22 protein-coding genes are annotated in these 26,269 nt (G+C 65.6%); 15 read left to right on the forward strand and 7 right to left on the reverse strand.

Going from position 1 to position 26,269, the window contains the following annotated elements; translation table 11 throughout:
- Window positions 1-21 precede the first annotated feature (21 nt).
- Window positions 22-2,226, forward strand: a complete 2,205-nt coding sequence (locus tag VFC51_11335; GenBank protein HZT07615.1) for a xanthine dehydrogenase family protein molybdopterin-binding subunit — start codon at window positions 22-24, stop codon at window positions 2,224-2,226.
- 34 nt (window positions 2,227-2,260) lie between these two features.
- Here VFC51_11335 and VFC51_11340 read toward each other — a convergent pair whose 3' ends face one another.
- The 3 genes from VFC51_11340 to hemE form a co-directional block, all read right to left on the reverse strand.
- A complete protein-coding gene (locus tag VFC51_11340) occupies window positions 2,261-2,542 on the reverse strand; it encodes a glutaredoxin domain-containing protein (protein HZT07616.1) in 282 nt (93 codons plus the stop codon).
- Entirely contained in the window at window positions 2,542-3,585 is a 1,044-nt protein-coding gene (gene hemH / locus VFC51_11345) for a ferrochelatase (protein ID HZT07617.1), read from the reverse strand. Before hemH ends, VFC51_11340 begins: the two co-directional genes overlap by 1 nt.
- Before the next feature lie 66 nt (window positions 3,586-3,651).
- On the reverse strand, window positions 3,652-4,689 hold the full coding sequence (gene hemE / locus VFC51_11350) for a uroporphyrinogen decarboxylase (protein ID HZT07618.1): 1,038 nt from the start codon (window positions 4,687-4,689) through the stop codon (window positions 3,652-3,654).
- A gap of 149 nt (window positions 4,690-4,838) precedes the next feature.
- Between hemE and VFC51_11355 the strand changes: the two genes are divergently transcribed.
- Together VFC51_11355 and rho are read left to right on the forward strand one after the other, a co-directional pair.
- Window positions 4,839-5,177, forward strand: coding sequence for a rhodanese-like domain-containing protein (locus VFC51_11355; protein HZT07619.1), 339 nt, complete (start codon window positions 4,839-4,841; stop codon window positions 5,175-5,177).
- 436 nt (window positions 5,178-5,613) lie between these two features.
- Window positions 5,614-6,864, forward strand: a complete 1,251-nt coding sequence (gene rho, locus VFC51_11360) for a transcription termination factor Rho (protein HZT07620.1) — start codon at window positions 5,614-5,616, stop codon at window positions 6,862-6,864.
- On the opposite strand, the gene VFC51_11365 is transcribed toward rho, so the two are convergent.
- Complete coding sequence (locus tag VFC51_11365) at window positions 6,861-7,580, reverse strand: 3D domain-containing protein (protein HZT07621.1); 720 nt, start codon at window positions 7,578-7,580, stop codon at window positions 6,861-6,863. The two genes, rho and VFC51_11365, sit on opposite strands and share 4 nt — an antisense overlap.
- A 774-nt stretch (window positions 7,581-8,354) precedes the next feature.
- On the opposite strand from VFC51_11365, the gene VFC51_11370 reads away from it, so the two are divergent.
- The 10 genes from VFC51_11370 to VFC51_11415 all read left to right on the forward strand — a co-directional run bounded on the left by VFC51_11370 (window position 8,355) and on the right by VFC51_11415 (window position 20,645).
- A complete protein-coding gene (locus tag VFC51_11370; GenBank protein ID HZT07622.1) occupies window positions 8,355-9,338 on the forward strand; it encodes a lysylphosphatidylglycerol synthase transmembrane domain-containing protein in 984 nt (327 codons plus the stop codon).
- Window positions 9,335-10,426 (forward strand): hypothetical protein, encoded by a 1,092-nt coding sequence (locus tag VFC51_11375; GenBank protein HZT07623.1) that lies wholly within the window; start codon window positions 9,335-9,337, stop codon window positions 10,424-10,426. Before VFC51_11370 ends, VFC51_11375 begins: the two co-directional genes overlap by 4 nt.
- A gap of 157 nt (window positions 10,427-10,583) precedes the next feature.
- The gene (locus VFC51_11380; protein ID HZT07624.1) at window positions 10,584-12,653 is read left to right on the forward strand and encodes an HD domain-containing phosphohydrolase; all 2,070 of its coding nucleotides are present in this window, start codon (window positions 10,584-10,586) and stop codon (window positions 12,651-12,653) included.
- A gap of 56 nt (window positions 12,654-12,709) precedes the next feature.
- A complete protein-coding gene (locus tag VFC51_11385) occupies window positions 12,710-13,198 on the forward strand; it encodes a chemotaxis protein CheW (protein ID HZT07625.1) in 489 nt (162 codons plus the stop codon).
- Window positions 13,195-15,012, forward strand: coding sequence for a chemotaxis protein CheA (locus tag VFC51_11390; GenBank protein HZT07626.1), 1,818 nt, complete (start codon window positions 13,195-13,197; stop codon window positions 15,010-15,012). Before VFC51_11385 ends, VFC51_11390 begins: the two co-directional genes overlap by 4 nt.
- A 22-nt stretch (window positions 15,013-15,034) precedes the next feature.
- Window positions 15,035-15,646: a chemotaxis protein CheC gene (locus tag VFC51_11395; protein ID HZT07627.1), complete on the forward strand. Its 612-nt coding sequence runs from the start codon at window positions 15,035-15,037 to the stop codon at window positions 15,644-15,646.
- 115 nt (window positions 15,647-15,761) lie between these two features.
- Window positions 15,762-16,118, forward strand: a complete 357-nt coding sequence (locus tag VFC51_11400; GenBank protein ID HZT07628.1) for a response regulator — start codon at window positions 15,762-15,764, stop codon at window positions 16,116-16,118.
- On the forward strand, window positions 16,115-17,269 hold the full coding sequence (cheB, locus tag VFC51_11405; protein HZT07629.1) for a chemotaxis-specific protein-glutamate methyltransferase CheB: 1,155 nt from the start codon (window positions 16,115-16,117) through the stop codon (window positions 17,267-17,269). The genes VFC51_11400 and cheB overlap by 4 nt, the downstream gene beginning before the upstream one ends.
- A complete protein-coding gene (locus VFC51_11410; protein ID HZT07630.1) occupies window positions 17,200-18,045 on the forward strand; it encodes a protein-glutamate O-methyltransferase CheR in 846 nt (281 codons plus the stop codon). Before cheB ends, VFC51_11410 begins: the two co-directional genes overlap by 70 nt.
- Complete coding sequence (locus VFC51_11415) at window positions 18,042-20,645, forward strand: methyl-accepting chemotaxis protein (protein HZT07631.1); 2,604 nt, start codon at window positions 18,042-18,044, stop codon at window positions 20,643-20,645. The genes VFC51_11410 and VFC51_11415 overlap by 4 nt, the downstream gene beginning before the upstream one ends.
- On the opposite strand, the gene VFC51_11420 is transcribed toward VFC51_11415, so the two are convergent.
- Window positions 20,635-21,711: a DUF933 domain-containing protein gene (locus tag VFC51_11420; GenBank protein ID HZT07632.1), complete on the reverse strand. Its 1,077-nt coding sequence runs from the start codon at window positions 21,709-21,711 to the stop codon at window positions 20,635-20,637. The two genes, VFC51_11415 and VFC51_11420, sit on opposite strands and share 11 nt — an antisense overlap.
- A gap of 383 nt (window positions 21,712-22,094) precedes the next feature.
- Here VFC51_11420 and VFC51_11425 point away from each other — a divergent pair, with 383 nt between their 5' ends.
- Window positions 22,095-23,741, forward strand: coding sequence for an ABC transporter substrate-binding protein (locus tag VFC51_11425; protein HZT07633.1), 1,647 nt, complete (start codon window positions 22,095-22,097; stop codon window positions 23,739-23,741).
- Between the two features lie 37 nt (window positions 23,742-23,778).
- Here the strand turns inward: VFC51_11425 and ftcD are convergent, their stop codons facing one another.
- The gene (gene ftcD, locus VFC51_11430; GenBank protein ID HZT07634.1) at window positions 23,779-24,690 is read right to left on the reverse strand and encodes a glutamate formimidoyltransferase; all 912 of its coding nucleotides are present in this window, start codon (window positions 24,688-24,690) and stop codon (window positions 23,779-23,781) included.
- A 28-nt stretch (window positions 24,691-24,718) separates the two neighbouring features.
- The gene (locus tag VFC51_11435) at window positions 24,719-25,522 is read right to left on the reverse strand and encodes a hypothetical protein (GenBank protein HZT07635.1); all 804 of its coding nucleotides are present in this window, start codon (window positions 25,520-25,522) and stop codon (window positions 24,719-24,721) included.
- A 150-nt stretch (window positions 25,523-25,672) separates the two neighbouring features.
- On the opposite strand from VFC51_11435, the gene VFC51_11440 reads away from it, so the two are divergent.
- Window positions 25,673-26,269 (forward strand): response regulator transcription factor (locus VFC51_11440; protein HZT07636.1); only part of this gene is annotated, 597 nt, incomplete at its 3' end.

Here is a 26,269-nt window from a genome sequence, read left to right on the forward strand (position 1 = left end):
CAGATCCAGGAGGCACCTGACGTGAAAGCGACTACGCATGATGTGATCGAGCGCCTCGACGGGCGCGCCAAGGTGACGGGCGAAGCCGCGTACGCGGCCGATATCACGCGGCCAGGCATGCTCTTCGCGAAGGTTCTGCGGAGCGTGGTGCCCCATGCCCGCATCGTTCGGATCGACGCGGCCAGGGCGCGGGAGCTACCAGGAGTCCACACGATCCTGACCGGCGCCGACCTGCCGCCAGTGCGCGTGGGCCGTTCGATGCGCGACATGCCCGTCCTCGCGCAGGGAAAGGTCCGATTTGTCGGCGAAAAGGTCGTTGCCGTGGCCGCGGAATCGCTCGACATTGCGCAGCAGGCGCTCGATCTGATCGACGTCGAGTACGAGGAGCTGCCGGCCGTGTACGACCCAATCGACGCGATGCGGCCGGGCGCCCCCTTGATCCACGATCCGGACGAGGTACGCGCGCAAGCCACACCCAAGCAGCGCGTTGCCGACTATCCGAACAGCGTCTCAGCGCCGGTCTGGGGCGCCAGCGAAACCGAAGTCCAGGCGGCGCTCGATGCCGCGCCGTTCGTGTTCGAGCACACGTTCCGCACGCCGGTTCAACACCAGGGCTACATCGAGCCACATTCATGCCTGGTGGAGCTTGATGATCGCGGGGTTGCCCATATCTGGGCCTCGAACAAAGCGCCATTTCTGTTGCTCGACTACTTGCGCCTCGGTCTCGGGCTCTCGCGAGAGCAGGTCGAGATCCACATGCTTCCCCTCGGCGGTGACTTCGGGGGCAAGGGCTCGTTCATGGACATCCCGCTTGCGTACTTCCTGGCGAAAGCCAGCGGTCGGCCGGTGAAGCTCACCATGACATTCGCGGAGGAGCTCATGGCGGGCAATCCCCGACACTCCGCCGTGGTAACGGTGAAGAGCGGGTTCGACCGCAACGGCAAGCTGCTGGCCAGGTGGACGCGAGCCATCTACAACAGCGGTGGGTATGCGGCGTTCAAACCCGCGCCCGACGCAACGCTGCCCGGCATTCGCGGCGGCGGCCTGGGCCCATACCCCGTGCCCGTCTTCCGCGTCGAAGGCCACATGGTGTACACGAACACCGTTCCGTGCGGGCACATGCGCGCGCCCGGCGAGGCCCAGCCGATCCACTCCGTCGAGTGCCACATGGACCTCTGCGCTCGGGCGATGGGCATGGATCCCCTGGAGCTCAGGCTCATCAATGCGCCGGACGATCCCCGTGAAACGCCGACCGGAGAGCCAGGGTCGCGGCCTCGGGCCCGAGAGGCGCTCCAAGCCGCTGCCCGGGCCATCGGCTGGACCAAGCCCCGGCCGAACGGCGTCGGTCGGGGCATCGCGCTCGTCGAGGTGGGCAATAGCCTCGGGGAATACATGGCCGCGATGACCGTTGCCCGCGATGGTCAGATCGTGCTCCACACCCCCATCATCGAAAACGGCGCAGGGATGCTGACCGCGTTTCGCACGATGGCGGCGGAAGAGTTCGGGCTTTCCCTCGACCGAATACGGATCGAGCAGACGACCGACGGGATCGAGTACGACCGGGGGGTTGGCGGAAGCCGCATCACTCGGCTCATCGGGCGGATGATCGCGATCCTCTCGGAGCGCCTACAGGATCGCCTCGCTGAGCTGGTCGCGGCAGAGTTCGGCTACGACGCGAGCCAGGTCAGGCGCGAGCCGGGCGGCTTCCGCACCCCGGATGGGCGACTCCTCAGCACGGCCGATGCCGCGTCCCTCTCGCCAAGCGACCTCGACGAGGTGCTCCGGTATACGCCGAGCCAGTTCGACGTCGTCGAGGTGTATGCAGCCGTCGGTGTTGAGGCGCGCGTAGATCTGGAGACGGGCGAGGTCAAACCGCTGCGCATTGTGAGCGCGCACGAGGTCGGGCGCATCGTGAACCCGGTCGGCCACCAGGGGCAGATCGAGGGCGGATTGGCGCAGGGATTTGGCTACGCTCTGTGCGAAGGGCTGCGCGTCGAAGATGGACGCGTCACGACGCTCAACCTCCAGGACTACAAGCTGCCGGTCGTGATCGACCTGCCGGAGATGGAGACGATTCTCCTCCCGCCGGATCCGAGCCTGGGCATCACGCCCATCGGCGAAGGCCCGAACTGCGCGATGTCCGCCGCGATCGTCAACGCGGTCGTGGACGTCGTCGGCCGCCAGGTCGACATCCCCATCTCACCGGAGGCCCTGGCCGGCAGATAACAAGCTGGCAGCTCATGGGATATCGAACGGATCTCTACTTCGGCTGATAGCCGAGAGCCAGAAGAACCGCGGTCAGCTCGCGCCCGCTCGGCTCGGTCATCGTTCGCCCGCCGGGAAGCACGATCGTCGGCACACTGCGATAGCCGCGATTGATTGTCATGACGAACTCGATCGCCTCGTCATTACCGGTGATGTCGATCCACTCGTAATCGACATCGAAGCCGTCCAGCACCCGGCGCGCCACGATGCAGTCCGGGCACCAGCTCGTGCCATATACGCGAATCGTGGTTCCCGCCGCCTGCCGCGTCGTCTCCATTACCCATACCCCTTTCGAGCCAACGCGTCGGCGCGTTGAGACATTCCCTCCAACTCGCGAAACACCACGCACGCCAGCGCGCGAATGAAGAGCGGCATCGTGTTCAAGCTCTCGGGTCGAACGAACTGGATGCCGGCATCGCGGGCCTGCTCGCGCGCCGCGACGTCCAGATCGTACAGGACCTCGAGATGGTCGGCGAGAAACTGAATCGGCGCAACCACGGCGGTCCGATGTCCAGCCGCTCGCAGCAGCGGGAAGACGTCTTTCAGGTCGGGTGTCAGCCAGGGCTCCGGGGTGTGACCGGCGCTCTGGTACGCGAACCGCCAGCGATCGGTGGACAACCCGGCGTGCGCCGCCACGAGGGCCGCTGTATCGCGAAGCTGATCGAGGTACGCGGGCTCGCTCTCCGCGATCGAGCGCGGAAGACTGTGCGCCGTAAACAGCACCGGCACGGACTCGCGCTCGGGCCGAGCAACCTGGCCCAGGGCATCGCGCAGCCGTCCGGCCAGGGCATCGACAAACTCGGGAACGTCGTACCAGGCGCCCGCAATGGCGACCTGCACGTCCGCGTGCTCGGAGCGTGCCGCGTCGAGGGCGCGGTGGTATCCACCCATAATGCCGGGTGAATATTGTGGCGAAAGGATCACGGCGATGATGCGACGCGCCCCTGCCCGCGCGAGACCTGCCAGGCCATCTGCGATGAATGGCGGCGCGTGGCGCATTCCCACCGCGACGCGGAACCCTGAACGCGGCCGGACACGTTCGATGGCCTCTGGATCGCGCACCCCCGAATCACCCGGCCCACCGGGAGCGCAAGGGGCTTCTTCACCGTTGAGCACTCCCTCCAGCGCCGCGGCCTGCGCGCGGGTGATCCGCGTCAGCGGAGACCCACCAACGAGCGCGAACCGGCGCCGCATCTCCGCCACCAGATCGTCGGGCACAGGCCGACCACCCCGCACCCGCGAGAGGTATGTCGGCACGTCGTCGAGCGTCTCGGGCGTGCCGAAACTCATGAGGAGCACGCCGACGAGGTCATCAGTCATGTGGTCCCTCGGCCACTGTGGGCATCGCAACGGCCGTTCGATCGAGACCGCGTTCGGGCCACGTGGTCATGCGCGGGCGCTGGCCGAGTGAACGTACTCCACGAGGCGTGTGAGATCGTCCGGGTTGGTGTCCGGCAGCACGCCGTGTCCGAGGTTGAAGATGTGACCTGGCCGGCCCGCGGCTCGGCGCAGGACATCGTCGGCAGCCTCCTTGACGACGGAGAACGGAGCAAGCAGCGTCGCCGGATCCAGATTTCCCTGCACCCCGCGCGCGTATCCGATGCGGGCCCAGGCTTCGTCGAGCGAAACGCGCCAATCGAGGCTGATGAGATCGCCGCCCGCCCGACACATCAGCTCGAGCAGCCCGCCGGTTGCTGTACCGAAGTGGATCGTCCGAACGCCGAGATCGCGCATCGCCGCGAAGATCCGCGCCGAATATGGCAGGACCGACCGCTCGTAATCTCGGGGGCTCAGCACACCCACCCAACTATCGAAGAGCTGGACGAGCTGCAGACCGGCGCCGACCTGAGCCCTGAGGTAGCGGACCACCACCTCGGTCACCTTGTCCATGAGCTGGCCCCAGAGGTCCGGCTCGGCCAACATCATTCGCTTCGCCTGGGCGTAGCCGAGGGAGGGCCGGCCCTCGACGAGATAGCAGGCCAGCGTGAAGGGGCCGCCGGAGAACCCGACCAGCGCTGCGCGACCGGCCAGCTCCTTGCGCAGAAGGCGAATCGCCTCGAACACGTACGGGGTCGCTTCCTCGGCCTCGATGACGCGGATGCGCGCGACGTCGTGCGCGGTGCGAATCGGATGGTCGATGATGGGGCCGATCTCTGGCTCGATGATGAACGGGACGCCCATCCCCTCGAGCGGCAACATGATGTCGGCGTACATGACCGCGGCGTCGACGCCGAACGTGTCGACTGGCATTTGCGTGACTTGGGCGCAGAGCTCCGGCGTCTTCGCGATCGTCAGAATGTCGTGTCGCTCGCGGAGCTTGCGATAGTCGGCCAAGCACCGGCCGGCCTGCCGCATGAACCAGACGGGCGTAGCGTCGACGGGCTGCAAGTGCGCGGCGGAGAGGATTCGCTCCTCACCGGTCATTTGGCGCGTGTTCGTGGGTGTCGTGATCGGACCTCCTGGATGCGGCAACCGCGTTCGTGTGTGGGCGCCTCATTGTCGCACGTTTCGTGCCGCGGTCGCAGCCACGCTCTCGGGTAGAATGGAGCGAAGAAACGACGGAGGACAACCACGTGCAGCAACCCCAGGAGCCGTTCAAGCGGATTGGGATCGAAGAAGCGAAGGCGCTCATGGCGTCCGGGAAGGTGCGCGTCATCGACGTGCGCAATCCGGACGAATGGGTGACGGGCCATATTCCACAGGCCACCCATATTCCGCTTCCCAGCATCATCAACAACCCGGACGCGAATCTATCGGGCGATCGTGATCAGCCACAGCTCTTTGTCTGCGCGGTCGGCGAGCGCAGCGCCATCGCGTGCGAAGTCGCGGCAATGTTGGGTTACAAAGAGGTCTACAACCTCTCTGGCGGCACAACTGAGTGGATTCGCGCCGGCAACCCCGTCGACCACTAGGCCATCCTTCGCCAGGCACGCCCCCATCGGATTGCGCCCAGCAATCCCGGTCCGTTACAATGACTGCCAGCAACATGGGTCCCAAAGAATGGGGTTGTTGCACCGGTTTCTCCCCCGTATAATGCGGCCGTGATTTCGGTCCTCGTGGCCGCGTACGTTCCGCCGCATGCCACACCACCTCGCTCGGCCCGCTTTTCAGGTTCGCGTACTCTAAAATTCTCCGCTTCGGCCAGGGAATGCGAGCTGCTTTCGAGACACGGTCTCCCCGCCTCTCGACAAGCACCGCTTCGAGGAGCTAAGTAGAAGAAACGGGCAGGTCCGCTAACGGGTACCTGGGATACTTCCCCATTTCGCCGTTCGCGGCGCCATTTGAGACACCTGGTGCGACAAATCGACCATTGTGAACAGGTATGTTCACTGCATGGAGCAAACTGCGTTGTACCTTAGCGAGCTTGAAGCCAAAACCCGCGAAGAACTCCAGGACCTCGCCCGCGATCTCGGGGTGCATGGCACCAGTACGATGCGGAAGCAGGACCTCATCTACCGCCTCCTTCAGGCGCAGACCGAGCAGCAGGGAAATATATTTGGCGGGGGGATTCTCGACATTGTCGACGAGGGATACGGGTTTCTCCGTGGCCCAAGCTGTTTGCCGGGTCCCAACGACGTCTACGTCTCGCAGACCCAGATTCGGCGGCTTGGCCTACGGATCGGCGACATGGTCACCGGCCAGATCCGCCCACCGAAAGACAACGAGAAGTACTACGGACTGATCCGGGTAGAAGCCGTCAACGGCGTCGATCCCGAGGTTGCGAAGCGCCGACCGTATTTCGATTCGCTGACGCCGATCTTCCCCACGAAGCTCATCAACCTGGAGACCACACCCGAGGCGCTGACCCAGCGTCTGATCAACCTCGTGTCACCGATCGGACGGGGCCAGCGCGGCCTCATCGTCTCACCGCCGAAGGCCGGCAAGACGACGGTGCTCAAGCAAATCGCCAACGGCATCACGACCAACTATCCCGACATTCACCTCATGGTGGCCCTCATCGGCGAGCGGCCCGAGGAGGTGACGGACGTGAAGCGCTCGGTGCGCGCGGAGGTCATCGCCTCCACGTTCGACGAACCGGTCGAGGACCACACGGCTGTCGCAGAGATGGCGCTGAACCGCGCGAAGCGCCTTGTCGAGGGCGGCCGCGACGTGGTGATCCTGCTGGACAGCATCACTCGATTGACTCGGGCGTACAACCTCGACGTGCCGCCCAGCGGGCGCACGCTCTCGGGCGGCATCGATCCGGTGGCCCTCTATCCCCCGAAGCGCTTCTTCGGCGCCGCGCGGAACATCGAGGAAGGCGGAAGCCTAACGATCATGGCAACGTGCCTCGTCGATACCGGCAGCCGGATGGACGACGTGATCTACGAGGAGTTCAAAGGCACCGGCAACATGGAGCTCCACCTCGATCGCAAGCTCGCGGATCGACGTATCTTTCCCGCGATTGACGTCCTCCGAAGCGGGACGCGGCGCGAGGAGCTGTTGCTGGACGAGACGACGCTGAAACAGGTCTGGCTTATGCGCCGAATGCTGGCACAGATCGGGTCGTCTGACAGCATCGAGCTGGTGCTCAACCGGCTCGTCAAGACAAAGAACAATCAGGAATTTCTGTCTACGCTGAGCAAAGCTGAGGCTTAGCGGCTGCTGGCCGCTTCGGGCAGCACCGTGACGTTCCGCTGCTGGACCCCGAACTGCAACGCCGACGCACTGTCGGTGAAGAAGATCTCCACGTGGTTTCCGACCACAGCGCCGCCGGTGTCCTCTGCCGTAAACACGTCGCTGTAGCCATCGATCAACAAACGTGAGCCAAGGGGGATGACTCGAGGGTCTACCGCGACGGTTCCCCAGTGCGCCAGCGTGCCCGAGCGCGTGAGGGACCCGTGAGCCCCGTTTCCGGGCGTCTGGTACGTGTACGCGGTCACCGTTGCGACGAATGATTGGCCTCCCGCGGCCGCCACGCCGGTGCCCGCGGCCTGAAGCGTGGTCTGGGCGTTGGCCGGCGCCGGTGGGCCGGCGACGAGGTAGTCACCGGCGCTCCATCCCAGAGTGCCGGCTTGGGTAAATCCCGTCACCTGATACCAGTCCCGACCGTCCTGATCAAATCGCGGACCGCTCACCACGTGCACGTACGCGCCTTCGGGTAAGACACCCAACGTGGGGTAGTCGAGGCCCGGTCCCTGGCGCACCTGGAGGCCCTGCATGCCCGTGTTCTGGACGCGAGCGTCCCACGCCCGCCCGGCGCCATCGTCCGGCGCGGCGGCAGCCGCTCCCGTCTGCAGTCCGAGTCCCCAGATGAGCAGCGCGCCGGCAAACGCCGCGTGCGCGCCCAGCCGGAAGAATTTTGAACGAATCAAATCTCCTCCTTGGAAATTCAGCGAGGTTTTCACGCGTGGACCGGCAACGTCGCCGACCAATCGTGCAGTGGAGAGTGGCGCGAACCGAATGAGTGTGGGGGAGCGGGTGAAGGATTGGGGCGCCATGGAGAGGACGCCGTGCCGGAGACGGCCTCCGGCGACTGCCGACGAGCACGGGCCGACAAGATCATTAGGAGCTAGGGGATCGTCCAAACCGCGCGATCGCGCAGTAGCGACCGACGGCCAAGGAACTGGGTGCTCCCCCGATCTCCGCCTCCACAACGGAGAAACGGCGTTTGGAGTTGTCGGTACTCCCCCTGCACAGGATTGCGAGGGCCCATATATCAGGACTTATAAGCTGCCCCTCGCGCAGCGGCTACAGACTAAAGGGCTACGAGCGCTGATGTCAAGGGAAGTTGACCGCTTATCAAAAACTGTGACAACGTGACACGGAGTAACGGGGCGCTCTGTAATGTTTTTCTCCTTCGAATCGCAGGCGATTGAAGGCTTTGCGCACTGCGCGGTGTGAATGCCAGCTTATAAGGGAACCACCGAATCGCTCGCTCTCGGCGGCCGGCGCGTTCTCCCCGGGACATGCGAGGCGAGCTTGAACAGTCATCGCCGGATCGATACAATCCGAGCCAGCCGAGCACGTTGTCCGCTGGCCGCGGGCCCAAGGGCCTCATCTCGCGCCCATTCCACTTTCAGACCGTATCGTCGTTTGCCGCGTGTCCTGTGTGCCGAGGCGCAACACCAGGCACGGAGGACGCATCCGTGAACCGCAAAGTGTGGCTCGGCGTCGCCGTCAGTGCGCTCCTGCTTTGGCTCTCCCTGCGCGACGTCGACCTTCGCCAGGCGTGGATCTACACGCAGTCAGTCAACGGCGCATACGTCGTCCCATCGGTGGCGCTCGTCATCGTGGAGGCCCTGCTGCGCGCGCTGAAATGGCAGATCCTGCTCCTCCCCTTGAAACGATCGTCGTTTCTCAAGCTGAACTCCGCGACGATGATCGGGCTCATGGCCAACAACGTCCTCCCGGCCCGCGCGGGTGAATTCGTGCGCGCGTACGCGGGGGCGCGCCTCGCCGAGATTCCCTACAGCACCTCGCTCGCCACGGTCGTGATCGATCGGGTGCTCGACGGGCTCACCGTGTCCGCGCTCTTCATCGTAGTAATCCTTCGCCAGCCGCTTCCGGACATTGTGAGCGGGGCCGGCTATGTCGCCGCCGGCATCTACATCGTGACGCTCGTCCTCCTCGTGGGCCTTCTGGTGCGAGAATCGACGACCGTCGCCCTGGCGACACGCGTTCTCGGGCCGCTCCCGTCTCGCGTCAAGGCGCCCGCGCTGCGCGTCCTCCAGACTTTCGTCGCCGGGCTCGGCGTGTTCCGGAGCGCACCGTTGCTCCTCGCCGCGGCCATGATCTCCTTCGGCCTCTGGATCACTTACGCCCTGGGGATCTATTTCATGTTTCTGATGTTTGGCATGTCGCTCTCCATGTTTCAGTCGTTTGTCGTCCTTCTGGTGCTCACCATCGCGCTCACCCTGCCGTCGAGTCCAGGCTTCGTCGGCGCGATGGAATGGGGATTTAGCGTCAGCCTCACACAGATTTTCGGCGTGGACAACTCGCAGGCATTCGCGCTCGCCCTCCTGTATCACGTCCTCCAGTACATTCCGGTCACGGCGGGCGGAGTCATTGCCGTGTGGGTCGAGCGGCTCAGCATGTCCGAAATCGCCCACGCCGCGCCCGGCAAGTCATGAGACGGACGGGCCCCATCATCGCGTACACGTCTGGCCACGGGTTCGGTCACGGAGCACGGACCGGACAGATGCTGCGCGCGGTCCAACGCCTGGCTCCCGCGTGTCCGATCATGGTTCGGACCGCGACACCGTCGTGGCTCTACCCCTCCACCGCCGAGTGCGTCCGGGTACAAACGGACGTCGGGATCGTCCAGGTCGACAGCCTCACGCCGTGCATCGACGAGACCGTAGACCGGGCGCTTGCCTTTGAGCGAGCTCGACCGGGGCTGGCCACGGCGGAGTGCGAGGCACTGGCCGGCCTGCAGCCCCGCCTCGTCGTCTCCGACATTCCGCCGCTCGCCTTCGACGTCGCATCCACGCTCGGCGTCCCGAGCGTGGCCATCGGAAATTTCAACTGGAGCTGGATCTACCGAAACATGGGCAGCGATCGGCCCGAAATCGCGGAGATCGTGGCATCGATCGAACGGAGCGAGCAGCGGGCCGATCTCCTCTTGCGGCTACCGATGCACGACGAGATGCGCGCGTTTCGCCGCATCGAAGACGCGCCCCTCATCGCGCACATCTCCGACGCGGATCGTGATGTCACGCGGCAGAAGATCACTCGGGCCGACGCGCGGCCGCTGGCGCTCGTCAGCTTCGGCGGCATGGGGTTACGCAGCCTCGACCTTTCGGCCCTCGCGAACACGCCGGAAGCGATCTTCGTCCTCACGTCAGAGCCCGCCTCGCGCCCGCCCGACAACGTGGTCGTGTGCACCGACGATCGGATCCCGTATCACGATGTGCTTGCGGCGTGCGACGTCGTGATCATGAAGCCGGGATATGGAACCGTGGCCGATTGTCTGGCCAACCGCGTGCCGATGGTCTACAGCACGCGTCCGGGGTTCGCGGAAGAGCAGATCCTCGTTCCCGCCATGCACGCAATGGGGCGCGCGGTCTTCGTATCCAACGACGACCTCTTCGCGGGGCGCCTTGGCCCCGCGATCCAGGAAGCGATCCACCTGACCACGCCGTGGGAGCCGGTTCCCCGCGACGGCGCCGATCAGATCGCCCGCCGTCTCCTCGAGGTCGCTGGAACGTCGCCAGATTAGGACTTCCATCGCAAAATGACCGCGCCGCTGCTGTGATACACCTCACACTGGACGACACATGCGCGTCACAGCCGGCGGATGTAAATTCGCGCAGTATACTCACGCGTCGGCGTTCGCTCGATTGCAGGTCGAGGGGGGCAGAGGGAAGGCAAGAGCCATGAGTCGCAGCGCAGCGGAGACACCCAGGGTTCGGGGAACGGTCGTTGCAGTCGGCGATGTGCTGCCCGAGAAGTTCGCAAAGCTGCTCGCCGAGCGGGGCCTGGCCGTGCATCGCGCTCCCATCGCTGCCCTTGCCAATCCTGAGGCCGCGGTAGGGGCCGCGTTTCGCGACGCCGAGTCCTCGGGTCCATCGTTCGTCGCCCTCATCGCGCCGTCGGAGGCCCTTCCGGAAGGTCGGGACGACGCGGTTGCGCTGTTCCGACGAGTCGAGAAGGCCGGCGCCGCTCTCGTTATTGTTGGCGCGCCGCGCGAGGAGCTCGTCGATCTGACCGAGGACGATGCTTTCGCCCCCCAGGCCTGGATCTCGCCACCGATTAGCATCCCCGCGCTCGTCACCGCGGTCCGGTCCGCGCTCACCGCTCTGTCCATGCGAGCCGAGCTGGAGGCCGCGCGGAGGCTCGCGGCGCTCAAAGACGCGGAGGCGCGGAGCCTCTTTGAGGTCGGGACCGCTCTCTCCGCCGAGCGCGACATCGCCCGGCTCCAGAACCTGATCCTTCAGCGGTGCCGGGAAATGACGGTCGCGGACGCTGGTAGCCTGTATCTCGTCGACGAGGACCAAGACAAGCAACCGATTCTTCGGTTCGAGATCGCCCAGAATGATTCCATCACTGCCAGTTATCAGCGCTCCACGATGCCCTTGACCGACCGAAGCATCGCGGGGTACGCCGCGCTCACCGGCGAGACCCTCAACATCGCCGACGTCTACCACCTGCCGGACGACGCGCCGTACGGGTTCAATCGCGCCTTCGACGAGCGCATGGGATATCGAACCAAATCGATGCTTGCCGTGCCGATGCGTAACCACGAAGGCGACATTATCGGCGTGATTCAGCTCATCAACCACAAGCCGTCGCTCGACGTCAAGCTCTCCTCGGCAGAGGTGGCCGAGCGCGAGGTGACGCCGTTTCCCCACCAAGCGGAGGAGGTGCTGGACGCGTTCGCGGGGCAGGCGGCCGTTGCGCTCAACAATCAGCTTCTCATTCAAAACATCGAGCGACTGTTCGAGGGGTTCGTCCGCGCGTCGGTGACGGCGATTGAGGCTCGAGACCCCACAACCTCCGGCCATTCGGAGCGCGTGGCCGAGCTAACCGTCGGCATTGCCCAGGCCGTGAGCGACATAGGGGTTGGGCGATGGCGCGAGGCGCACTTCACCGACGAACAGATCCGCGAGATCCGGTACGCGGGGTTGCTGCACGACTTCGGAAAGATCGGGGTCCGCGAGCACGTTCTGGTCAAGGCGAAGAAGCTCTTCGATCCGCAGCTCGAGGTGATCCGCCTGCGCTTCGGCTATGTGCGCAAAGCGCTCGAGGCGGAGCACAACCGCCGCCAGCTTGCGATTGCCCTGGAGCGCGACCGCGCGGCGTTTCTCGCGGCGATTGGGCCCCTGGATGCCGACTATCGCCGACGCATTCAGCAGCTCGACGAAGATCTCGCCACCATCGTCGCCGCCAACGAGCCGACCGTTCTTGCACAGGAGGCGGTGGGCCAATTGGAGGAGATCGCCACGCGCACATATATGGACGTTGAGGGCAACGAGCGCCCGATGCTGGAAGAGCCGGAGCTCCTGGCCCTCTCGGTTCGTCGCGGCTCGCTCACGGAAGAAGAGCGGGTCGAGATCGAGTCCCACGTCTCCCACACGTATCGCTTCCTCTCCCTTATGCCGTGGACGCGCCAGCTCAAGCAGCTCCCGCTGATCGCCGGGGCGCATCACGAGAAGCTCGATGGGTCCGGCTACCCGAACGGCCTCAAGGAGAACGAGATTCCGCTGCAGTCGCGCATGATGACCATCGCGGATATTTACGATGCGCTCACGGCAGCCGATCGACCGTACAAGCGCGCGGTTCCCGTGGACAAGGCGCTCGACATCCTGTCCCAGGAAGCACAGGCGAATCACATCGACTCGGAGCTACTCGACATCTTCATCCAGAAGCGCATTTTCGACATCGCCGTGACCGTGACCATGCGTCAGGCCCAGCAGGCTCTCGGCCTCGCGGCCTCTCGCGCCTGACGTGTGCTGCCCCTCGCGCAGGCGACCCAGCACGCTGTCCGTGGCGGATGCGAGTCGTGACCGCTCCGTCCGGCGTTGACGAGCTCCCCGTCGTCTGTTTCGAGCTGGCGGGTGAGTCGTACGCGGCGGACATCGGCCACGTGCGCGAGATCATCCGCCGGCAGGACATCGCGCCAATTCCCCGCGCGCCGGATTTTGTTGAGGGGATGACCAACCTTCGCGGCCGCGTGCTCCCGGTCGTGGACCTGCGCCGGTTGCTCGGATTTCCTCCCGGGGAAATCACCCGGCGCAGCCGCATCTTGATCGTCGAATTCGGCGGACAGCTGCTCGGCGCCATCGTCGACGCAGTGACCCAGGTCGTCCGGCTCCCATCTTCGTCGCTCGAACCTCCATCGCGAGTCGTGTCGCGAGTGGAGACGGCCTACATGCGCGGCGTGGCAGCCCTGGGAGAGTCCCTGGTCGTCGTTCTGGACGTCGATCGCGTGCTGACGGCCGCCCAGAGCAAAGCCCTGGCCACCCTCGACCCGCAGCTCCCGCCACCATGAGCGCGCCCGCCGGGATCACCGAGGAGGAGTGGGAGCTCTTTCTCGAGGAGACGCGCGAGCAGATCGAGGCGCTGGACGCCGCGATCCTTCAGCTCGAGCAAACCGAGGGGGATAGGGACCTGCTTCGCGAGACCTTCCGGCTCGCCCACACCATCAAGGGCTCCTCCGCTGCCGTCGGGCTCGACGCGATGACTCGACTCACCCACGCGATGGAATCACTGTTGGACCGCCTCCGCGGCGGGCAGCTTTCCATCACCCTTCCGCTCGCTGATGCTCTGTTCACGAGCTGCGACCTCCTCCGGCAGATGCTCGCCCGGGCCAACGATCCCGCATTCGACGCGCCGGGTGTCGACGCCGCCATCCGCCAACTGACGGAGATCTGCAGCGGGCCTCCGCAGGAGGCGGCGGCTTCGCCGGAAGCGCCAGCGGCCGAGGTCGCCGAGCGACGGGCTGCGCCCGACGCGTCCGCCGGTCCGCGGCCCACATTGGACGCCGGCGCGCCTGAGACGTTCCAGCCGCCGCAGCCGACTATCGAAACTGCGCACGCCGACGAGCACGACGGAGCCAATCGGGCGGGCGGCTCCATTCGCATCGGCGTCGACCAGCTTGACGTCCTCATGAACCTCGTCGGCGAGCTGGTGATCGACCGGGCGCGCATCGAAGAGATCGTGGAGCGCTGGCGGGCTTCGGCCGCGGCGGGACCGCTCGGGGGCCAGATCGAGGACGTCTGCCTGCACCTCCATCGCACCCTTGACGACCTCCGCGACGAAGTGTTGAAGAGCCGAATGGTGCCGGTCTCGAGCGTGTTGCGCAGGCTTCCCCGGGTCGTGCGCGACGTCGCCCAGGCGGAGGGTAAGGAGGTGGAGCTGCGAATCTCGGGAGAAGAAACCGAGCTGGACCGCGCCGTCGTCGAGGAGTTGGCCGACCCCCTCGTGCACCTCGTCCGCAATTCCGTGGACCATGGGATTGAGACGCCGGACGAGCGGCGGCGACAGGGCAAGTCGCCGGCTGGAATCATCTCCATCGCAGCCCGTCACGACGGGAATCAGATTCTGATCGACGTGTCTGACGATGGCGCTGGCGTGGATACGGCGCGCGTGCGTGAGATCGCCATCGCCCGCGGCCTGATCGCACCCGATTCAGCAGATGCACTGCCGGCGCGCGAGCTTCTTGACCTGATCTTCGTTCCCGGATTTTCGACGGCCTCATCGATTACGGAAGTCTCGGGGCGAGGAGTGGGTATGGACATCGTTCGATCCCGAATCGAACGGGTCAACGGCTCCATCGCGCTGGAGAGCGAACCGGGACGCGGCGCACACTTCACGATCCGGCTTCCTCTCACGCTGGCCATCATTCGCGGGCTGCTCGTGACCGCGTGCGATCGCGCGTACGCGATACCATTGACCGCCGTGGCCGAGGTGGTTCGGGTCGCCCGGCACGAGATTCAATCAGTCGGACGACGCCCGGCCACCGAGCTGCACGGTGAGATGTTGCCGCTCGTGTGGCTCGATGAGCTGATCGACGGCCCGCGGCAAGATCGAAACGCCGATGCCGTCACGGCTGTCGCGGTCCACACCGCCGGAAGACGGATTGGGATCGTCGTAGAGCGGCTGTTGGGGGAGCAAGACGTGGTGATCAAACAGGTCGGAACGTTTCTGGGCCAGACCCGCGGGATGGCAGGCGCCACGATCCTCGTCGACGGCCGCGTGTGTCCGATTCTCAATATCGCCGGTCTGCTGGCGGGTAGCGCCCTCACCTACGACGCGCCAGGTTCCGCCGACGTCCCGGCCGCCCCGGGGACCCGCACCGCGTGAAGCCGGAGAGGGTGCACAGAGCGTGACCATCTTGCTGACCGCGACGGACCAGGAGATCCTCGAGCGCGCCGTGCAGCTCGGGCTTGCTCATGCCGCCTCGGGCATTTCGGGAATGATCGGCAGGCCCGTTCAAGTCCGCGCTTTGCGCGTATCCATTCTTCCCTCCGAGCAGATCGCGGATCGAATTTCAGCGGGCGAGGAATCCGTGGTCGGGATCTCCCTGACGCTGGGAGGTGATTGGAGTGCACGGGTCATTCTGCTCTTCGATCCAGACCACGCGCGCGAGCTCGTTGATCTGCTGCTCGGACAGCCCCGCGGCACGACTCGAGGTCTCGACGACATGAGCCGATCGGCACTTGCCGAAGTCGGGAACGTCATGGGCGCCTTTTTTGCCGGCTCGATCGCCGATCTGGCGGGCGCATTGTTCGTTCCCTCCACGCCGATCGTCGAGGAAGCACCAGCGCGCGCGCTGCTCGATAGGCGGTTGGCAGACCTGGGCTCTGAATCGGACTCCGTCCTGCTGATCGAAACGGTCATCGCCGAGGACCCCGAAGGAATCGGCGGCTATTTTCTCGTGGTGCCAGACCCGAGCCAGCTTCAGCACCTCGTGGACACGCTGAGGAACAACCAGTGATCACCAACGCGAAATTCGGTCGCGCCGCGAGGGCATCGGCCGCGACCACCGAATGTGGACCCGCCGCTCGCGCGCCGCAACCCCGCATCACCATTCCCGCTGGAGGGCAGACTTGATGGCCAAGATTCTCGTAGTCGATGACGCGCAGTTCATGCGCATGAAGTGCCGCAACCTGCTCCAGCAGGCCGGCCACGAAGTCGTCGAAGCCGGCGATGGACAGGAGGCCGTGGAAGTCTACAAGGCGAATCGGCCCGATGCCGTGCTGCTCGACGTGACCATGCCCAAGATGGACGGCCTCGAGGCGCTCGCCGAGATCCGAAAGTTCGATCCGGGCGCGCGCGTCGCGATGCTGACGGCAACGGGACAGCAAGCGGTCGTGACACAGGCCATCAAAGGCGGCGCGCGCGATTTCGTCGTCAAGCCATTTGACGACGCGCGCGTGCTCCAGGCAGTTGAAAGCCTGCTGACGTGAGTCAAGCGCCGCGCGTGTCCGTGCTGATCGTCGACAGCTCCGTGGTGATGTGCCACATCGTTGCTCAGCACCTGGAGGCGACGGACGATCTGCGCGTGGTCGGTGTGGCGAGAAACCGCGATGCAGCCCTCGAGATGGTTCGCGCGCTGCACCCGGACGTCGTCACTGTCGATGCGCTCATGCCGAACGGCGAGGGCATCGCGACCATCGCGTCCATCATGGCGGAGCACGCCATGCCCGTTGTGGTGGTCAGCGAGGCCGGCGAAGACCGGATGAACACCGCGATCCGCGGCCTGGCCCTGGGGGCGGTCGAGTTCGTCGCCAAGCCGGAGTCAGGCGTGCGCGGGGAGCAGGCCCGGTTGGGGGGCGAGCTGGTCGCAGCCGTCCGCAGAGCCGCTGGCAGCCCGATGCAGGCCGGCCGTGGCGCGGACGAGGGCGGGCCGGCGGGGCGGACCGACGGGAGGCAAAAGAATTCGCGAACCCCGGGTGTAGTCGCCCACGGGGCCAGCGATGCGGCCTGGCCTCCCGCGGCGGCGCGCCAGTTGATCGTCATCGGCGCCTCGACCGGCGGACCGAGCGCTCTTCGCGCCGTCATCCCTCACTTCTCCCGGAGCCTCCCCGCGGCGGTGATCATCATTCAGCACATGCCGCATACGTTCACGCGCTCCCTCGCCCAGCGCCTCGATGGGGAGGGCCAGATCGCGGTACGCGAAGCGCAGGAGGGAGATCTCCTCGTGCCTGGCGTCGCCTTCATGGCGCCGGGGGATTATCACTTGACCGTTTCCCCGGAGGCTCGCGTTCACCTTCACAAAGGCCAGCCAGTCCATGGCGTGCGTCCCTCACTGGACGTCACGCTCGAAAGCGCGGCGCCGCGCTACGCGAGGCGAATCCTGGCCGTGGTGCTCACGGGCATGGGATCGGACGGAGCGCGCGGCGCCGCGGCCGTCAAAGCTTGCGGCGGCACGGTAATCGCCGAACACCCGTCGACGTGCGTCGTATTCGGGATGCCCCGCGCCGTCATCGAACAGCAATGCACCGACCAGATCGTTCCCCTCGACCAGATTGCGGAGGCAGCGACGGCATGGAGCAACGGGCAGGGGCGCAAATCGCTCCGCCGGCCAGCGATCGGGAAGACGCCGATTACGAGCTGATCCTCAACAAGGCTCTTCGCCTGTTCGGGATCGATCTGGCGTCCTATCGTCCCGATCAGCTTCGACGACGGCTCCGAAGCATGGCGCATCGGAGCAGCGCAGGCGATCTGCGGCAGTATGCCCAGCTGCTCGACGACGACCCCGCCGAGCGGGAAGCGTTCGTGCATCGGTTTGCCATCAACGTGTCGGAGTTTTTTCGCGACCCCGAACAGTTCGATTACCTCGAGCGGACGATCTTGCCGGCGCTCCTCTCCCACGGGCGACGCGCACACGTTTGGAGCGCAGGATGCTCGGCCGGACACGAGGCCTACTCCCTGGCGGTCCTCCTTGCGGAGCGGGGGGACGGATTGGCGCACCGCATCCTCGCCACAGATATCGACAATGTGGCTCTTTCGCGCGCCCGCTCCGGCGGGCCGTATTCAGAGAAGGACGTGCGCAACGTGAGCTCGGCGAGGCGCCAGCGGCATCTTCATCGCGACGAACAGGGGCGTTGGTGGGTGAACGATCACGCGCGGCGAATGATCACCTACAATCGCCACGACCTATTCAAGGATCCAGCCCCCATCGGGATCGACCTCATCGCGTGCCGGAACGTTTTGATCTACTTCACCGTAGACGCCCGATACGAGATCTGCCGCGCGCTCGCCGAGGCGCTGCGGCCGGGCGGCGTTTTATTCCTCGGCGCCACCGAGTCCCTCGCTGACCGGGAGATCCCCGGTTTGACGCCTCTTCACTACGGCTTCTATCGTCGGAATGAGTCCGGAGCGCATAGATGATCCGGTTCTTCGATCCAGCCATTGCCCTCATGAACCGATTGACGTTTCGTCAGCGGTTCATCTTGATCAGCGCCCTGTTCGTCCTCCCATTGATCCTGTTCATCTACTTGCTAGCCTCGCAGATGGGCATCGATATCGCCGTGGCGCGCAAGGAGATGCAAGGAACGCGCTACCTGCGGCCGCTGAGCCAGGCGCTCGACACGGCGGCCACCGAGAAGATCGTCGCCCACGCGTATTACGTCCACGACGAGCCCGTGCAGGAGGAGATGCTCCGCTTGCAGGCGGCGATCGACCAGGACCTCCAAGGCGTCGAATCGGTCGATCGAGATGTGAATCTGAGCCCCGCGATCACGGCCAAGCTGGCGGCGTTGAAGGATACCTGGCGCGACCTCAAGAACCCCGGGCGTGACACGGATCTGTCGGCGCTCACCGATTCTCGGCGCACCGCCTTCATCATGGACATTGACTCGCTCATCGTGGCCGTCGGCGACTCGTCCGGCCTGATCCTCGACCCGGACCTCGACAGCTATTACTTAATGTACAACGCCGTCGTCGTGCTCCCCACGACGCAAGCGCTCCTCTCCCAGCTCGCCTTTATCGGCGACAACGCGATCCGTCACCAGCACATCAGCCCGGAGGAGCGCGCGAACGTTCCGATCCTATCGGGCCAGGTCCGATCCAACGTCGATACCTTGAAGCGCGGGGTGGGAATCGCGCTTGGCAACAATCCGGCGCACACCATCAATTCCGACATCCAGACCCAGCTCGAGAGCTACGGATCGGCCACGGACGCCTTCCTCCGGCGCGTCGATCAGGTGGCCGAGCGAGCCGTCGGGTTGCAGGCAGCGCCCACCGACGCGCCCGCTGCGCCGAACGCCGCTGGGTACTCAGCCGGCGTCGCCGCATCGGGCACAGGCGATACCGGAAGCAATGCGATCTCGGCGGTTAGTCAGGCCGCTCTCGACGCTGGCGGACGCCAGTGGGACATGGACGTGGCAAACCTCGACGCAGTGCTCCAGGCTCGGATCGATCGCCTGGACGCGCGGCGCTCCCAGTCCATCGCCATCGCCATCGTGCTCCTGCTGATCGTCGCCTACCTCGTGGTCGGCTTCTACATCGTCGTGTTGAAGGCGATCTCCTCGCTCCAGCGCGCCTCGAGCCACATCGTTCGCACCGATCTCGAATCACTGGCCGCCGCCACGGCCGCGGTGGCCAGCGGAGACCTCACCGCAACGGTGGGCATGAGTGCGCAGCCGCTAGCGGTCGAGTCCCGCGATGAGCTCGGAGCCCTGGCCATCGGTTTCAACGAGATGATCCAGCGGCTGCGAGAAACGGGAACGTCCTTCGAGCAAATGCTGCTGGGCCTGCGCACGCTGGTGGGTCAGGTCGGGAGCCACGCCGCGACGGTCAACTCGGCCTCCATGCATCTGGCGGCCGCCGCGGATCAGGCCGAGCACGCAACGAGCCAGATCGCGTCCGCTACGCAACAGGTCGCCCATGGAGCCGAACAGCAGTCCGCGGGCGTTTCGCGCACCGCGCTCTCCATCGACGAGATGTCTCGTGCGATCGACGAGCTCGCGCGCGGCGCACGAGACCAGGCGACCGCCGTTGCGACCTCACGCGCGATCAGCGAGCGAATCACCGCGTCCATTGGGCAGGTCGCGGAGCATGCGCAGGCCAGCACGCAGTCGGCTATCGACTCCACCCAGGCGGCGCGCACTGGCGCCGAGACGGTCGATCAATCGATCGAGGGAATGGCGCGGATCGCAGACAAAGTCGAGGCGTCGGCTCAGCGGGTAAAAGAGATGGGAGCGGCCTCACAGGAGATCGGCGTGATCGTCGAGACCATCGACGACATCGCCGACCGGACGACGCTGCTGGCGCTGAACGCGGCAATCGAGGCGGCTCGGGCCGGTGAACACGGACGGGGCTTCGCCGTCGTCGCCGAGGAGGTGCGGAATCTCGCGGAGCGCGCGAGCGCGGCCACGCGCGAAATCGGCCAGCTCGTGCGCGGGATCGAAGACACTGTGGTCCAGGCCGTTGGCGCGACGGATGAAGCGCAGCGAGAGGTCCAAGCAGGAGTCGGCCGGGCAACGGAGCTTCGGTCGGCCCTCGCATCGAGCCGCGAGGCCACGGAGGTCGCGAGCCGACGCGCGCAAGAGATTTCGACAACGGCGCAGCAGATCGCCGATTCCTCCGGTGAGCTGCTCGAAGCCATGCGGGTCGTGTCACAGATTGTCGAACAGAACGCGGCGGCCGCGGAGCGCATGGCGGCTGCGTCGGCTGAGGTCGGGCGATCAGTCGAGAACATCGCAACCATCAGCGAGGACAACAGCGCCGCGGCCGAACAGGTATCCGCCGCCGCCGAGGAAGTCAACGCGCAGGCGCAGGGCGTGGCTGCTCTCGCCCAAACGCTCAGCCAGATGGCCCGAAGCCTGCACGACTCCGTTGCGCAGTTCCACCTGGAGGCCGCCGCCCCCGACGGTCGAGACTCATCCGAGCAGACGGGCGGTCAGGCGTCGGGCGGCAATGGGGCGCTGCCCACACCCGCCCCCGCTGTGGACCTTCCCGTGCACGCCGGCGAGTCGATCACACGTTGAAGAGAATGTTGATCACATCGCCGTCTTGGACGACGTAGGCGCGCCCCTCTGAGCGGAGCCGTCCCCGACGGCGCGCCTCCGCAAAGCTCCCGGCCTCGACGAGGTCATCGTAGGTGACGACCTCCGCGCGGATGAAGCCGCGGGCGAGGTCCGTGTGGATGGCAGCCGCGGCGTCGAGGGCGGTGGCTCCACGCCGTATTGTCCAGGCGCGCACCTCGTCGGGCCCTGCCGTGAGAAACGAAATCCGGTCGAGTATTCGATAGGCGGCCTGGATCACCGGCCCGGACGCCAGCTCATCGACCCCCATGGCGCGCATAAACTCGGCAGCCTCCTCGGGATCGAGCTCCGCCAGCTCCATCTCGAGCCGACCGGGCACCGCCAGCCAGTCCACGTCGGGTCGCCGCTGCCGCGCAGCCTCCAGCAGCGCTTCCCGGCCGGTCTGATCGTCGCCAACGTTCAGCACCGCCATCAGCGGCTTCTCGCTGAGGAGCCCAAACCCTCGGAGCGCCATCCGATCGTCCTCGCTCAACGTCACGCTCCGAACGGGGCGCTCCTCATTCAGGGCCGCGCGCAGACGGACCAACAGCTCGAGCTCACGCGCCTTGGTCTGCCGCTCCAGGTCAGCGCCGCGCGCCATCCGCACCTCGCGCTCCAACCGTTCGACGCGGCGATCGACGACGTCCAGATCAGCCAGGATGAACGTGCCCTCCAAAGATGCGAGATCGCCGATCGCCGATTCGGCATCCGCCGAGGCATCGAACGCGGCAATGACCACCAGGAACGCATCGACGGTGCGGAGGTGGCCCAGAACCGCGGCCTCGCTCTCCAGGCCGGCGCCCTTGGCGAGCCCTGCCACGTCGACGAACTGGACTTCCGCCGGGCGAATGCTTTTCGGATGAAACATCTCCGCCAGCACGTCCACTCGACGATCGGGGACCTTCACCACCGCGCGATTCGGTGCGCTCTGGGCGCCGCTAAACGTGCCCACCTGGACCCGAGCCCGAGCGAGCGCGTTGAAGACCGTTGTCTTGCCCGATCCGGGCAACCCGACTATGCCGATTTCCACCGACTGGATACCTCGATCTGCCGGTCGCGGGCGGCGCAGTGCGGCTGCCGCGGCAGAGGGTTGTGGTTTGGAGAAATGGCTAGGCTGGCTTCTTCTCGGAGATTATAGGAGCGGCTCCCGCGCTGGAGAGATCGTCAAGGTCGACAGCCCGATCAATCGCGGGCGCAAGAACGATGCGGTCATCGATTGGCGCAGGACGGGGTCAGCGCTTGCTCGCGGGGCAGCTTGTATTCCCACGGTTCTCGGTGTATACGGTCAGCGCCCTGGCGGGCCACTCCGTTCGTTGGTCAGAATGCGCTATGTTCCGTCATGCAGCCGTTCGCGTGCATCCAGTGGTCCTTGCGCTACTCCTTTCCGCATGTAGCTCCGCCTCGCCGTCCCACGTGTCGCCGGACCGCTCGGGCGATCCAACCCGTTCGGAGACACGGAAGAGTCTAACCATCGCCGCCCTCGCGAGCTACAAGGGATTCGGCCCGCAATTCGTGACCACGACCGGCGGCGGCTCGCGTCAACTGAACGAAATTCACTCGGTCGGTCTGCTCACGACTGACCTCGAGGGCTCCGTCATTCCTCGGCTCGCCAGCGACCTTCCAACCGTGTCTGGGGGCGATGTCGTACTGATGCCCGATGGGCGCATGCAGACCACCTTCCACCTGCGCCGCGACGTCACTTGGCAGGATGGCGCCCCCTTCACTGCCGATGACATCGTCTTCGGGTGGCAGGTCGCGACGGACCCGCAGCTCGATGTTCGTATCACCCCCACGCTGCGGCAGATAGATACGGTCGAGGCGCTAAGCAGCGACGCGGTTCGCATCACCTGGAAGTCGCCATATTTTCACGCCATCAGCTTTAGCATCAATGAGTTCTGGCCGCTCCCCCGCCACCTGCTCGGCGAGGCGTTTACCGGAGACCCAGAGGCCTTCATGCGCCTGCCGTATTGGAACACCGACTACGTGCACCTGGGGCCCTTTCGCCTGGTGGACTTTGGCCTCGGAGAGAATTTGCTCTTCCAACGCTCCGACGGCTACTTCCTGGGCCGGCCCAAACTCGACGAGATCCGCATCCGAATCGTCCCAGACAGCAACGTCGTCTATGCCGCCCTCGTGGCCGGCGCCGTAGACCTCGTTGGTGAGGGCGTGCTGGCAACGGACGTCGCCCTTCAACTGCGCGATGAATGGGCGAAGTCTCGGGAAGGAACCGTCATCTCCAAACAGGGGAATCTCTTTTTCGTCCACGTTCAATTCAATCCGGATTACCAGCGCATACCCGAGCTCAGAGAGAACGTCGCCGTGCGGCGCGCGCTCCTCCAGGCAGTGGACCGGGACGCCCTTCGGGAGTCGATTCTCCCCGGCGTAGCAGGAACGGAGCCGACGACGCTGATGACGGCCGGCGACCCCCGAGCCCGTGCCGCTGGCACGCCGTTTGCCCGGTACATCTATAGCCCGCGCGCAGCGCTCGAACAGCTCGCCACGGTTGGGTGGCGGCGAGATCCGGACGGCAAGCTCGTCAATCAGCGGGGCGAGCCTATCACGCTGCCGCTGCGCAGCGGAAGCTCCGGCAACGAGCCCCGGATCATCGCGCAGGACTGGCGTGAATTTGGGTTCCAGGTGGAGGAAGAAGTGGTCCCCGGCTCCCTGCTCTTCGATCGCGCCTATCGCGTCAGCTTCCCCGGGCTGGAGTATTCGGCCCAGGGCAACAACGAGGGCATCCTGTCCCGATTCGATAGTCGGAACTGTGCTCGCCCGCCGCGCTACCAAGGAGCGCCGGACGGCTGCTACGAGAACCCTCAGTACGATGCGCTCGTCGACAAGCTCTCCGGCACGTTGGAGCCGGAAGCGCAGGGCCAGGTGCTTCGAGAAATTGGGGAATTCCTCGCGGAGGAGCTTCCGCTCATGCCAATGATCTACCAGGTAACGTTTGCGGCGGTGCGCGCGAACGTCCACGCCCTCACCGACGATTTCCTGGGAGCCAACGACACGGGCCCGGGCCAAGAGTCTCGCAACGCTCACCTGTGGGACCGCATGGATTAGCGGACGGTTGCGGCCAGCCCTCGGTGGGCCAACAGGCCTAGCGATCCATCGCCTCGCGCGCAGCCCACTCGAGGACCTGCCCGGCGTCAAGAGCCAGTAGACCGAGCGAGCTCGCCGCCGCCGCGAGCGCCGCGGCGGCGGGTATGAGTCCGACCAGCTCCGTCTCAGCCAGCGCGATGCCCCGGCGCGCCGCCTCGCCGCGGATGGCGTCGACCACAACGTGCGGGGGCGATACCGCGAAGTTCGTGAGGTTCATCGAGATTTGGACGATTCCCGGCCGGGAAGTAGGGAGGCCGAGCGCCTGCACCCCGGGCAGGCCACCGCTTGATGCGCGAATCGTGCGTGCGATCGCCCGCGCCATGGCGAGGTCCTCGGTGCAGAGGTGGACGTTCATGGCGATGAGCGGAGGGCGTGATCCAACGGCGACGGCTCCAGCCGGACCAATCGATCTGGGCCCAGCATCCGGCCAACGCGAGGGATCGCTGGAAATAGCGGCGGCGAGGCCCTCGTATTCCCCGCGCCGGATGTTGACCAGCAGCCGGCGCTCCTCCCGCAACGCAGCCTCTCCATAGAAATAGACCGGTACGTTCATCGTCGCCGCGATCTGGCGGCCGGCATCGTGGGCGAGGGCGACGCAGGTCGCCATCGGTGTGGCGCCCAGGGGAACGAAGGGGAGGACATCCAGCGCCCCGATTCGAGGATGCGTCCCCCGATGCTGGCGAAGGTCGATCTGCGTGATCGCCTCCGTCGCGAGGCGAAGCGCGCTCGCCTCGATCGCATCCACGCTCCCAACGACCGTGATGACGGAGCGGTTGTGATCCGGGTCCGAATGGACGTCCAGCACCGATACGCCGGGCCCGCACGCCGCGTCCGCGATCCGCCGGACAACGTCGAGCCGCTGACCCTCGCTGACGTTCGCCACGTATTCCACAAGGTAGGCGTCGGCCACGTCGATCATCCGATCCAGGATGCCAGCGCTAGTGCGGTAGGCGTCGCCGGATTCGGGCAAGCAGCCACAGCGACCCCAGCACAAAGAATCCGAGCGCGGCAAAATAGACCGACGCGAGCATGCCGGCACGAGAAGCCTTTGGCATACTCGCCGCCGAAGTCACCAGAAACGCCAGCACCGTGATCAACCAGCCGAGAAGGGGGAGCCGGAGGCTCCGAGCATCGTTGAGGAGCCCGCCCGTCAACGCCAGCGCGGCGGCCACGGCGATCCAGCCCGCCACGACCCGGCTCGTCAGGGGAGAGAGGGTCCAGGGCCACAATGAGCTGGCCACCGCCGGCGCGACGTACAGCGGAACGGCCCAGGCCGCCGTTAAAATCCCGACGGTGACGAGCGCTGCGCGCTCCCACCGTGTCATCGCGATAATCGGGTCATCAGTCGCTGCATGCCGATGCGCGAGCTCGACACCAGCGGCGCCCGCGAGAATCACGAAATACAAACCGAGCCAGAGCCACGTTACGATCCGATCCCAAAAGAAGCGATCCCTGTGCAACAGCGTAGCGCCGATCATGGTGAATGCGAAGATGGCGACTGGCGGAACGATGAGACGCGCGTCTGACCAGCTCCGGCCGAAGGCAAGAATCCCGAGCAGCGTGAGCCCGGTTCCCAGATAGCCGGCGCCCATGAAGAGGGCGGTTTGAGCCGGGGCAATGGGCCAGGCAAAATAGCTCTCGGTGGAAGCAGGCAGCGCGATCAAGACGGCTCCCGTGATGAGGCCGATGATCCCCACGATGCCGAAGTACACCTGAGCAACAGCCCGCAACTTCCCGTCCATTCACCGACTCCGCGGTCCGAAGGTTTGTCCGCCCCGCATCCTGCCGGTCAATGCGTTCGCCGGTTGTAGCACCGGCGCGCGAACCGTAACACACATAGGCGTTCCTCTCCGTGCGGGATTGGGGTATTATGTTAACTGTGAGGTGACGCCATGGCTGAGGAACTGGAAACCGGTCTCGCAGGCACCGCGCTTGCTTCCAAGCGGGCGACGCGGGCTCAAATTCTCATCGTTGAAGATGATCCTTCGACCTCCGGTATGCTGAAAGATCTGCTCCAGTCGAGCGGATATCAGGTCCTGAATGCCGAGAGCGGCGCTCAAGCGAAGGCGATGGTCGATGAAGCCCGCCCCGACCTGATTATTTTGGACTTGATGCTTCCCGACATGGACGGCCTGGTCCTCTGCTCCGAGCTCCGATCTCAGGCGCAGAGCGACATCCCGATTATCGTCTGCAGCGGCACCAACCGCCGGCGCGACGCGATTCTTGCGCTTCGGCTGGGCGCGGACGACTTCGTATCCAAGCCCTTTGACATCTACGATCTGGAGGCACGAATCGAGGCGGTGCTTCGTCGATCGACCCAGAAATCCCAGCAGCGCGCCATAGAGCCCGACCACTATCGCGTGGGTGACCTGGTGATCGATCGTTCCCGACGCCACGTCACGCTGGGAGGCGAGGAGCTGCAGCTGACCCCGACAGAATACCGGCTGCTCTACACCCTGGCCAGCCGACCAGATGAAGTGTTCTCGCGC

Source organism: Chloroflexota bacterium, from assembly GCA_035652535.1.
In the GTDB taxonomy this organism is placed as follows: Bacteria; Chloroflexota; UBA6077; order UBA6077; family SHYK01; genus DASRDP01.